General features: G+C 62.0%; 11 protein-coding genes and 1 pseudogene. 7 read left to right on the top strand and 5 right to left on the bottom strand.

Annotated elements, in window-relative coordinates; translation table 11 throughout:
• Positions 1-141: 141 nt before the first annotated feature.
• Together BM70_RS34110 and BM70_RS34105 are read left to right on the top strand one after the other, a co-directional pair.
• Positions 142-963, top strand: a pseudogene (locus BM70_RS34110) (cache domain-containing protein); the annotation flags it as partial.
• Between the two features lie 36 nt (positions 964-999).
• A complete protein-coding gene (locus BM70_RS34105) occupies positions 1,000-1,821 on the top strand; it encodes a methyl-accepting chemotaxis protein (protein WP_371262195.1) in 822 nt (273 codons plus the stop codon).
• 70 nt (positions 1,822-1,891) lie between these two features.
• Here the strand turns inward: BM70_RS34105 and yegQ are convergent, their stop codons facing one another.
• Positions 1,892-3,211: a tRNA 5-hydroxyuridine modification protein YegQ gene (gene yegQ, locus BM70_RS0130445; protein ID WP_025859517.1), complete on the bottom strand. Its 1,320-nt coding sequence runs from the start codon at positions 3,209-3,211 to the stop codon at positions 1,892-1,894.
• Between the two features lie 223 nt (positions 3,212-3,434).
• Between yegQ and BM70_RS0130440 the strand changes: the two genes are divergently transcribed.
• The 3 genes from BM70_RS0130440 to BM70_RS0130430 all read left to right on the top strand — a co-directional run bounded on the left by BM70_RS0130440 (position 3,435) and on the right by BM70_RS0130430 (position 6,105).
• The gene (locus tag BM70_RS0130440; RefSeq protein ID WP_025859516.1) at positions 3,435-3,698 is read left to right on the top strand and encodes a DUF2790 domain-containing protein; all 264 of its coding nucleotides are present in this window, start codon (positions 3,435-3,437) and stop codon (positions 3,696-3,698) included.
• A 27-nt stretch (positions 3,699-3,725) separates the two neighbouring features.
• Positions 3,726-4,934, top strand: a complete 1,209-nt coding sequence (locus BM70_RS0130435; RefSeq protein WP_025859515.1) for a cytochrome c biogenesis protein DipZ — start codon at positions 3,726-3,728, stop codon at positions 4,932-4,934.
• A gap of 103 nt (positions 4,935-5,037) precedes the next feature.
• Entirely contained in the window at positions 5,038-6,105 is a 1,068-nt protein-coding gene (locus BM70_RS0130430; protein WP_025859514.1) for an AI-2E family transporter, read from the top strand.
• Positions 6,106-6,108: 3 nt separating this feature from the next.
• Here BM70_RS0130430 and BM70_RS0130425 read toward each other — a convergent pair whose 3' ends face one another.
• The 3 genes from BM70_RS0130425 to BM70_RS0130415 all read right to left on the bottom strand — a co-directional run bounded on the left by BM70_RS0130425 (position 6,109) and on the right by BM70_RS0130415 (position 7,163).
• Positions 6,109-6,291: a hypothetical protein gene (locus tag BM70_RS0130425; RefSeq protein ID WP_025859513.1), complete on the bottom strand. Its 183-nt coding sequence runs from the start codon at positions 6,289-6,291 to the stop codon at positions 6,109-6,111.
• Positions 6,292-6,382: 91 nt separating this feature from the next.
• On the bottom strand, positions 6,383-6,577 hold the full coding sequence (locus tag BM70_RS0130420; protein WP_025859512.1) for a hypothetical protein: 195 nt from the start codon (positions 6,575-6,577) through the stop codon (positions 6,383-6,385).
• 232 nt (positions 6,578-6,809) lie between these two features.
• A complete protein-coding gene (locus BM70_RS0130415; RefSeq protein ID WP_012723373.1) occupies positions 6,810-7,163 on the bottom strand; it encodes a hypothetical protein in 354 nt (117 codons plus the stop codon).
• A gap of 157 nt (positions 7,164-7,320) precedes the next feature.
• Here BM70_RS0130415 and BM70_RS0130410 point away from each other — a divergent pair, with 157 nt between their 5' ends.
• Positions 7,321-8,139, top strand: coding sequence for a shikimate 5-dehydrogenase (locus tag BM70_RS0130410; RefSeq protein ID WP_025859511.1), 819 nt, complete (start codon positions 7,321-7,323; stop codon positions 8,137-8,139).
• A 222-nt stretch (positions 8,140-8,361) separates the two neighbouring features.
• Here the strand turns inward: BM70_RS0130410 and BM70_RS0130405 are convergent, their stop codons facing one another.
• Positions 8,362-9,006, bottom strand: coding sequence for a YceH family protein (locus BM70_RS0130405; RefSeq protein ID WP_025859510.1), 645 nt, complete (start codon positions 9,004-9,006; stop codon positions 8,362-8,364).
• Positions 9,007-9,121: 115 nt separating this feature from the next.
• On the opposite strand from BM70_RS0130405, the gene BM70_RS0130400 reads away from it, so the two are divergent.
• Entirely contained in the window at positions 9,122-9,631 is a 510-nt protein-coding gene (locus BM70_RS0130400) for a DUF1993 family protein (RefSeq protein ID WP_025859509.1), read from the top strand.
• Positions 9,632-9,659: the final 28 nt, after the last annotated feature.

Genomic DNA, 9,659 nt, shown 5'->3' with positions numbered 1-9,659 from the left:
CACCTCGATTTTTTCTGATACATCACGGTGGTTGGATTAGGGCGGCTTCGCCACCCAGCGCGGGGCAAGCCCGCTCACTACAGAAACTTCCTATGCGGCCGTTAACCTCTCAAGTCGCCACTAATAAGAGAGAGAAAAGCCATGCGTCTGAGCCTCAAGGCCAAAGTCCTGTCCCTCGCCGTAGTGCCGGTGTTGCTGTTCGCCGTGGTCATCAGCCTGACCACCGTGTGGATCCTGCAGGGCCAGGCGCGCAACGAGGTGGAAGAAACCCGCCAGCGCCTGCTCAATGACGCCAAGGCCACCCTGCAAAGCTATGTCGAAGTGGCCATGACCACCATCAAGCCGCTCTACGACGCGGCCGCGCCTGGCGATACCGCTGCGCGCGCCCAGGTCGTCAAGCTGCTGTCCAACACCAGCTACGGCAAGGACGGCTACTTCTTCGGCTACGACTCCGAGACCATCCGCCTGTTCAAGGGCAACAGCCCTGACGGCGTGGGCAAAAGCTTCAAGGACAACCGCGACCCCAATGGGGTCTACGTCAACCGCGACCTGGTCAAGGTCGGCAAGGACGGTACCCATTACCTGCAATACAGCTCGACCCAGCCGGGGCAGACCGAACTGGTGCCCAAGATGGGTTACACCGAATACCTGCCGAAGTGGGACATGGTCATCGGGACCTCGGTGAACCTGGATGGCATCGAAGCCCAGGTGGCGGTGGTCGAGGCCAAGGTGAAGACACGCATGGAAGGCGTGCTGCTGAGCATCCTCGGCGTGGCCGTGGTGGTGCTGTTGGTGATCGCCGCTGTCGGCATGCTGCTGGCCAATACCATCCTGCGTCCGCTGCACCTGATGAAAGCCAACCTCGACGATATCGCCGCCGGTGAAGGCGACTTGACCCGCCGCCTGGCGATTACCAGCCAGGACGAACTGGGCGATCTTGCCGGCGCGTTCAACCGCTTTGTCGACAAGATCCACGGCCTGGTGCGCCAGATCACCGAGATGACCACCCAGCTCACCGGCCTGGTCAGCCAGGTCTCCGACCAGGCCCAGCGTTCCGAGCAAGCCATGGAGCGCCAGCGCCACGAGACCGACCAGGTCGCCACCGCAATCAACCAAATGTCTTCCGCTGCCCAGGAAGTGGCGCGCAGCGCCCAGGGCGCCTCGGTGGCTGCCCAGCAAACCGACGCCGAAGGCCAGGCCGCCAAGCGTGTAGTGGACGGCAGCATCGCGCAGATCCATGCGCTGGTGAACGACATCCGCAGCAGCGGCGTGTCCCTCGACAGCTTGCAGCAGGACGTGACCTCCATCGTCAGTGTGCTCAGCGTGATCCGCTCCATCGCCGAACAGACCAACCTGCTGGCGCTCAACGCCGCGATCGAAGCCGCACGGGCAGGGGAGGCCGGGCGTGGTTTTGCGGTAGTGGCCGATGAAGTGCGTGCCCTGGCCAGCCGCACGCAAACCAGCACCCAGGAAATCCAGGGCATGATCGACCGCCTGCAAAAAGGCACCGAAGCCGCCGTGGATGCCATGCGCCGCTCCAGCGATGCCGGTGACGGCACCTCGGCCCAGGCCAACGAAGCCGGGGCGTCCCTGGACACCATGGCGCAGTTGATCGGCACCATCAACTCCATGAACGCCCAGATCGCCAGCGCTGCCGAAGAGCAGACGGCCGTGGCCGAAGAGATCAACCGCAGCGTGCATCAGATTGCCGTCGCGGTGGACAGCGTCGCCGACGAGACCCAACTGGGCGCCCAGACCTCGCGCAGCCTGGCGGACCTGGGGCAGCGCCTGGGGCAGTTGGTCGGCCAGTTCCGGATCTGATCAGCCATGACAGGGGCTCATCTGCGCTGACTTGCTGGCCCGCTTCAGCGCCTGGCTGAGCGCGACACCCTTAGAGGTCGCGCATCAGCAGGCCGAAGTGCAAGTCCATCTCGGCCGGGAGCGGCACATACACCGTGTGCCCGTCCCCTGGCGCGACGTCGATGGCTTCACCCTTGGCGTTGTGCAAGGTGGCCAGGTCAAAGTGGAAGTTGCCGGCGGGGGTCATCAACTCCAGGTGATTGCCCACGGCAAAACGGTTCTTCACCTTGACCTCGGCCAGTTCGCCGCGACGTTCGCCGGTCAGCTCACCGACGAATTGCTGGCGCTCCGACACTGAGCTGCCGTTCTGGTAGTTCTGGTATTCATCGTGCACATGCCGGCGCAGGAAGCCTTCGGTGTAGCCACGCTGGGCCAGGGATTCGAGGTCGGTCATCAGGTTGCGGTCGAAGGCGCGGCCGGCCACCGCATCGTCGATGGCCTGGCGATACACCTGGGTGGTGCGCGCGCAGTAGAAGTGCGATTTGGTGCGGCCCTCGATCTTCAGCGAATGCACGCCCATGTGGGTCAGGCGCTCCACATGCTGCACGGCGCGCAGGTCCTTGGCGTTCATGATGTAGGTGCCGTGCTCGTCTTCGAAGGCGGGCATCTGATCATCGGGACGGTTGGCTTCCTGCAGCAGGAACACCTGGTCGGTGGGTGCGCCGATTCCCAGGGTCGGCTCAGGCTGAAACACCTGGACGATATCACCCGTGGTGTTTTCCACAGCCGGTGTGGCCTGGTATTTCCAGCGGCAGGCGTTAGTGCAGGTGCCCTGGTTGGCATCGCGCTTGTTCATATAGCCCGAGAGCAGGCAGCGCCCGGAATAGGCCATGCACAGGGCACCGTGCACAAACACTTCCAGCTCCATGGCCGGCACTTGCTGGCGAATCTCGCCGATCTCTTCCAGGGATAACTCCCGCGACAGGATCACCCGGCAGATCCCTTGCAGTTGCCAGAACTCCACGCTGGCCCAGTTCACGGTATTGGCCTGCACCGACAAATGAATCGGCATCTGCGGGAAGTGCCGGCGCACCAGCATGATCAGCCCGGGGTCGGACATGATCAGCGCATCCGGCCCCATGGCGATCACCGGGGCGAGGTCCTTGAGGAACGTCTTCAGCTTGGCGTTGTGCGGCGCGATGTTCACCACCACGTAGAACCGTTTGCCCAGCGCGTGGGCTTCCTGGATACCCAGGGCCAGGTTGGCGTGGTCGAACTCGTTGTTGCGCACCCGCAGGCTGTAGCGCGGCTGGCCGGCGTACACCGCATCGGCGCCATAGGCGAAGGCGTAGCGCATGTTTTTCAGGGTGCCGGCGGGGGCGAGCAGTTCGGGGGCGAGGAGAGGAGGCATGGGCATGGGTCGCAAAAGGTCGCGAAGGTAGCCGAGCTGCAACGGCGGTTTATTGATCCAGGTCGCCCTTCGGGCTTTTTGTATCGCTGTGTATCGGCGGGCGGCCTGGATACGTGTGGATTTACCCGCGCCGTTTTCAGACACAGGCGCGATACCTCAAGGGCTTCTAATTGATTGCAACGAGGCGCACCGCCTCCCACCTTGAAGCCTGGAGCTGAACACTATGAACACCAAAGCCATCTACGCCGCTTGCCTGTTTGCCGCGCTGAACCTCTGCACCCTGTCGGCCCGCGCCGAAGCCAGTGTCACGGCGCACACCTACAACTACGGTACTCATCTGGACATCAAGCGCGTCGTGTCGATGAGCCAGGACGCCACGCCTGCCTGTGGCGTGGTCAATGCCCGGATGACCTACCTGGACTCCCACGACACGACCCAGGTGCTGGATTACCTCAAGTTCGGCGACGGCTGCATCGGCGATAACTGAGTCCTTGCGGCCACTGAGGTGAACATCATGCTATTGATCGCATTCCTGGGCGGCATCCTGACCGTCCTCAGCCCTTGTATCCTGCCGGTGGTGCCGTTTCTGTTCGCCGGCATCGACCGCACGCGTGGTTCGATCCTGTTGACCCTCGGTGGCATGGTCCTGACCTTCGCGCTGATCTCCAGCCTGGCAGTGGTCAGCAGTGAGTGGGTGGTACAGGCCAATGACACCGGTCGCCATGTGGCGCTGATCGTGATGGTGCTGTTTGCGCTGTCGCTGATCTCGGCGCGGATCGGCGGCTGGCTGGCCCGCCCGTTCGTGCGGCTGGGCAATCGCATCGATCCGGACCGTCGCCGGCTGTCCGGGCCACTCAAGTCGCTGCTGATCGGCGTCGCCACCGGCCTGCTGTGGGCGCCGTGCGCCGGGCCGATCCTGGGGGTGATCCTCACCGGTGCGATGTTGCAGGGTGCCAATGCGCAGACCAGCCTGTTGCTGGTGGCGTACGGCTTGGGCAGTGCGTTGTCCCTGGGCACCTTGATCTTTGCCGGGCGCGGCCTGGTCAACCGGCTCAAGGCCTCGATTCCCGTCACCGGTTGGTTGCGCCGTGGGGCAGGGGTGGCGGTACTGGCGGCGGCGGTGGTGATTTCCACCGGAGCCGACAAAACCTTGCTGGCCGGCGCCTCGTCCGAAGGTGTCAACAGCCTGGAAAAAGGCGTGCTGGAAACGCTTCCCAAGGCAGTGGATTACCTGGTGAACAAGGTCAAGGCCGACCCGGCGCAGGACAATGCACAGGGCGCGATGCCGTCGCTGGTCGGCGCGGTCGAATGGCTCAACTCAGCCGAACTCACCCGCGAATCCTTGAAGGGCAAAGTGGTACTGGTGGACTTCTGGACCTACGACTGCATCAACTGCCAGCACACGCTGCCCTACGTCAAAGAGTGGGCGAAGCAGTACGAGAAGGACGGCCTGGTGGTGATCGGCGTGCACACGCCGGAGTATGGCTATGAGCGCATCATCGGCAACGTCAAGGACCAGGTGCGCAAGCTGGGTATCACCTACCCGGTGGCCATCGACAACAACTATGCGATCTGGCGCCGCTTCAATAACCAGTACTGGCCCGCCCATTACCTGGTCGACGCCAACGGGCAAGTGCGTTACACGCATTTTGGCGAAGGGCGTTATGAGGCTCAGGAGCAAATGATCCAGACGTTGCTGGATGAGGCCAAAGGCCTCAAGTGAGGCAGTCTATGCTTGTTCGATGACCGAGGGCACTCCCAGGTTTCGCTGCGGACTAAGCAACAGGGCCCACAAGGGCCCGCTGCTTTTCTGACATGGACCGGACATGAATCAAACCAACCTGCAATTCAAAACCCTGCTGTTGCTGCTGGGCCTGGTGACCGTCGCCTTCATCTGGATACTGCTGCCGTTCTACGGTGCGGTGTTCTGGGCGGTGATCCTCGGCATCATCTTTGCCCCGATGCAGCGTCGCCTGCAGCAACGCTTTGGCTGGAACCGCAACCTCACTTCCCTGACCACCTTGTCGGCATGCCTGATCATCGCGATCCTGCCGGTGATCATCACCAGTGCCTTGCTGGTGCAAGAAGGTGCGACGCTCTACAAGAACATCGAGAGCGGCAAGCTGGATGTGGCCGGTTACATCGAGCAGTTCAAGAACGTGTTGCCACCGTACTTCCAACACCTGCTGGACCGCTTTGGCATGGGCAACCTGGAAGGCTTGCGGGAGAAAATCGTCAAGAGTGCCATGCAGGGCAGCCAGTTCTTTGCGACCCAGGCGTTCAGCTTCGGCCAGGGCACGTTTGACTTCCTGGTGAGCTTTTTCATCATGCTGTATTTGCTGTTTTTCCTGCTGCGCGACGGCCCGGAACTGGTGCGCAAGGTGCGCACGGCGGTACCGTTGGCCGAACCGCAGAAGCGCCGGTTGCAACTCAAGTTCAATCGGGTGGTGCGTGCCACGGTCAAGGGCAACGTGCTGGTGGCCGTGACCCAGGGCGCGCTGGGCGGGTTGATCTTCTGGTTCCTGGATATCCCCAGTGCGTTGCTCTGGGCGGTGCTGATGGCGTTTCTGTCGTTGCTGCCGGCGGTAGGGGCCGGAATCGTGTGGGGGCCGGTGGCCGCTTACTTCCTGCTGAGTGGCTCGATCTGGCAGGGCGTGGTGCTGGCGCTGTTTGGCGTGTTTGTGATTGGCCTGGTGGACAACGTGCTGCGCCCGATCCTGGTGGGCAAGGACACCAAGATGCCGGACTACCTGATCCTGATCTCGACCCTTGGGGGGCTGTCGGTGTTTGGCCTGAACGGCTTTGTGATCGGGCCGCTGGTGGCGGCGTTGTTCATGTCGAGCTGGGCGTTGTTCGTGGAAAGCAAGCCACGGGTCAAGTTGCCATTACCGTGAACCTCAGGCGTGGAGCCTGAAGTTCGAGGTTTGTTGCAGCTGTTTCTTGGCGGCCGACAGGGAGGTGAGCGGGCCGCTGATGGCTTCGCCATCGCGAACCAGGTACCAGCAGGCGAGCAAACCCGACTCCCGAAGAGCGGCGGGGACGGCGCTGCCGATGACGGACATGATCTGAACAGTGGGCATAAGGACCTCCAATCGCTATGGAGGTCACCTTACGTGGCTGGACGGCTTAGGAAAAATCACCTGGCTCGATAGTCGACATCGACGCGAGGCGTCAGTCCACGACCTGATCGAGCATATTCACCACTTCCTGCTCGCTGAGCAGGCCTTTGCGCACCAGGTTATCTGCCAGCAACGCAAGGAATTTGGCGCTGCGATGGCCTTCCAGGTGCTTGAGCTCCGTGAGGGCACTGTAGACTTTGCTGGACGTACAAAGGCCAGCGGTGCGGTGCGGGTTTTGCGTGGGCATGGTCAGTCGTCCTTGTTGTTATCGGGTGGACAGGCTCGATAGTGGGAGGCTGTCGTGACACAAACATGACAGCGTGGGCCCCGGTCGAGCAAGTAGACATTGGTGTCGATGATGTGCGATTTCGCGGCGAACATTGTCCTCAGAGCGACCTTGGCAGCTTGAATCCGGACTTGTCACGCAAAAAAAGGCCCCGCTGTTGGGCGAGGCCTGGTTCTGAGGTGACGATTGCCGGTTACCAGCCGCGGCCGTAGTAGCCGTGGGGAGGGCCGTAGTAGCCACGTGGCGGGCCGTAATAGACCGGCGCCGGCCGGTAGTAGACTTGTTGCTGCACATACACCGGCGGTGGCGGTGCGTAGTAGACCGGCGGCGGAGCGGCATACACCGGCTGTGGTTGCACATACACCGGCTGCTGCACGTAGACTTCACGCGGCTGGCTGGCAACCACGGAGCCCACGACTGCTGCGCCGACTAAGGCACCCAATACGGCCGGGCCACCCCAACCACCACCGTGGGCGGAGGCTTGGCCTGCCATAGCGAGTGCGCCAACAAGCAAGGCGATCTTGGGGATTGTACGAATCATGGTCATTCCTCGGTTAGCCCCAGCGCTTGTGGTCTGCAATCAATAGACTCAAGTAATGTCGCGGGGATACTTTTAAGACAACGTATTTCTGAAAAACAGCACAGCCGCTAGGTAAAGGTTGTGTAAGGTCTGTACCGATTTGCTTACTCAAAGGAGTTACCCCATGCAGATGCACCCCAACAAGGACACCCGCCTGTGCATGTCACTGTCGGCGCGCCCCGGGAACTTTGGCCTGCGTTTTCATAACCACCTGTACGAACAGCTGGGTCTGAACTTCTACTATAAAGCCTTCAGCAGCCAGGATTTGCCCGGCGCGATCGGTGGTATCCGGGCGCTGGGCGTACGCGGTTGCGGGGTTTCCATGCCGTTCAAGGAGGCTGCCATTGCCTTGGTGGACGAACTCGACGATTCGGTTCAAGCCATCGACTCCCTGAACACCATTGTTAATACCGATGGACACCTCAAGGCCTACAACACCGACTACATCGCCATCGAACAACTGCTGAAAAAGCACGCCGTGCCGAAGGAATCGACCTTCGCCCTGCGCGGCAGCGGCGGCATGGCCAAGGCCGTGGCCAGTGCCTTGCGCGATGGTGGCTACGCCAATGGAGTGATCGTGGCGCGCAACGAGACGGCGGGCCGGGCGCTGGCGCAAAACCTGGGGTATGAGTGGCAGGCCGAACTGGGTGACTTGCGCCCGCAGATGCTGATCAATGTGACGCCCATCGGCATGACCGGCGGCGCCGAGGCGGATGCGCTGGCATTCGACGCCGAAGCGGTGGACGCTGCAGACACTGTGTTCGATGTAGTGGCGATCCCCGCCGAAACGCCATTGATCGTGCGCGGTCGTGCGAAAGGCAAGCAGGTGATTACCGGACTGGAAGTGATCGCGATCCAGGCGTTGGAGCAGTTTGTGCTCTACACCGGCGTGCGACCCACCCTGGAACAGTTCGAAAAAGCCGTGGCATTCGCCCGAGCCTGATTCAAAACGCCGCTCCCGTGTAGGCGCCGGCTTGCCGGCGAAAAACCCGAGGGCGCGCGTTCTTTCTGGTTTCCCGCGCCATCGTTAACGACCATCGCCGGCAAGCCAGCGCCTACAGATTTTCCCCTGTAGGAGCCGGCTTGCCGGCGAAAAATGCCCAGACGCCGCGTCTATCCAGAATGCCCGCGTTATCGTTAACGACCAGCGTCGGCGAGCCAGCGCCTACAGGTTAGCCAACCGCTCTTCCAGTGCTGCGATCCGCGCTTCCAGCTCTTCGATGCGTTCCACAGACACGCCACTGACAGCCCCGCGCTCCAGCGGATTCCCCCGTGCCGCGATAATCGCCTCGATATCTGCCGGATCTCCCAGTGCATGGGTGTAGCGATCTTCCCGCTGTCCCGCCTGACGCGGCACCAGCAACGCCAGCCCGCGTGCGATCAGGCGTTCGAGCTGGTGCACCACCTGCTCGGCATCTTCGAAGTCATGCATGCGCCCGCTGCGGGTCAGCAGTTCATTGACGGTCTGCGGCCCACGCAAGAACAGCAGCCCGGTCAGGATCACTTGGGCCGGCACCAACTCCAGCGCCTTGTCCACGCGGTGCTCCCAGCGGTCGGCACGGCTGCCCATCACCAGGCGGGTGAAACCTTGGCCTTCGAGCACACGCAGGCTCTGGCCGACCTGGCCCTGGCTGAGGTTCATCACTGGCTCGCGGCTGGTCTTCTGGTTGCAGGCCAGCACCAGGGCGTTGAGGGTCAGGGGGTAGGTTTCCGGGTTGGTCGCCTGTTTTTCGATCAGGCAGCCCAGGATGCGGATTTCCGTGCTGTTCAGGCGCGGCTCAGGGGTGTCGGTGTCGTGCTCGGCGGTCATCGCGCTTTCCCTATGCAGTGAGCTCACTAGCGTAAGCCGGAAAAAATAAAAGACAAGCGCCGGGCATGTCTATAATCGCCGCTGGTTCAAACCGTGCCATAACCATGAGACTGCCATGACTATTTCCCTGTACGCCGCCTCCATCCCGGTCTTCAAGCAAATGCTCACCGCCCTGAGCGGTGTGTTGACCAAGGCCGAAGCTCACGCCACCGCCAAGAACATCGAGCCGAACGCCTTGCTGCAAGCACGCCTGTTCCCTGACATGTTCCAACTGGTGCGCCAGGTGCAGATCGCCGTCGACTTCGCCAAGGGCGTCTCCGCACGCCTGGCCGAGATCGAAGTGCCAAAATATGAAGACACCGAAGTCACCTTCGCCGACCTGCAGGCGTTGATCGCCAAGGTCCTGGCGTTTGTCGACACCATCACGCCTGAGCAGATCGACGGCAAGGAAGGCATCGAGATCATCACCCGTCCTGGCACGCCGAAAGAGAAGCGCTTCAGCGGCCAGTCCTACCTGTTGACCTACGGCCTGCCGCAGTTCTTCTTCCACGTCACCACCGCTTACGCCTTGCTGCGCCATAACGGTGTGGAAGTGGGCAAGCGCGACTATATGGGCGCTTTCTAAGCACGCATAAAAAAAACCGGGTCGTCGT

This window comes from Pseudomonas sp. CHM02, assembly GCF_000612585.1.
In the GTDB taxonomy this organism is placed as follows: domain Bacteria; phylum Pseudomonadota; class Gammaproteobacteria; order Pseudomonadales; family Pseudomonadaceae; genus Aquipseudomonas.
Note: the sequence above shows the minus strand (reverse complement) of the source record. Positions and strands in the feature narration are given on the sequence as shown.

What these genes read in the sequence shown, in the direction of transcription:
- BM70_RS34105 (WP_371262195.1), top strand. Translation starts at nt 1,000, where the DNA reads ATGACCACCCAGCTCACCGGCCTGGTCAGCCAGGTCTCCGACCAGGCC.
- yegQ (WP_025859517.1), bottom strand. Translation starts at nt 3,211, where the DNA reads ATGCCTCCTCTCCTCGCCCCCGAACTGCTCGCCCCCGCCGGCACCCTG.
- BM70_RS0130440 (WP_025859516.1), top strand. Translation starts at nt 3,435, where the DNA reads ATGAACACCAAAGCCATCTACGCCGCTTGCCTGTTTGCCGCGCTGAAC.
- BM70_RS0130435 (WP_025859515.1), top strand. Translation starts at nt 3,726, where the DNA reads ATGCTATTGATCGCATTCCTGGGCGGCATCCTGACCGTCCTCAGCCCT.
- BM70_RS0130430 (WP_025859514.1), top strand. Translation starts at nt 5,038, where the DNA reads ATGAATCAAACCAACCTGCAATTCAAAACCCTGCTGTTGCTGCTGGGC.
- BM70_RS0130425 (WP_025859513.1), bottom strand. Translation starts at nt 6,291, where the DNA reads ATGCCCACTGTTCAGATCATGTCCGTCATCGGCAGCGCCGTCCCCGCC.
- BM70_RS0130420 (WP_025859512.1), bottom strand. Translation starts at nt 6,577, where the DNA reads ATGCCCACGCAAAACCCGCACCGCACCGCTGGCCTTTGTACGTCCAGC.
- BM70_RS0130415 (WP_012723373.1), bottom strand. Translation starts at nt 7,163, where the DNA reads ATGACCATGATTCGTACAATCCCCAAGATCGCCTTGCTTGTTGGCGCA.
- BM70_RS0130410 (WP_025859511.1), top strand. Translation starts at nt 7,321, where the DNA reads ATGCAGATGCACCCCAACAAGGACACCCGCCTGTGCATGTCACTGTCG.
- BM70_RS0130405 (WP_025859510.1), bottom strand. Translation starts at nt 9,006, where the DNA reads ATGACCGCCGAGCACGACACCGACACCCCTGAGCCGCGCCTGAACAGC.
- BM70_RS0130400 (WP_025859509.1), top strand. Translation starts at nt 9,122, where the DNA reads ATGACTATTTCCCTGTACGCCGCCTCCATCCCGGTCTTCAAGCAAATG.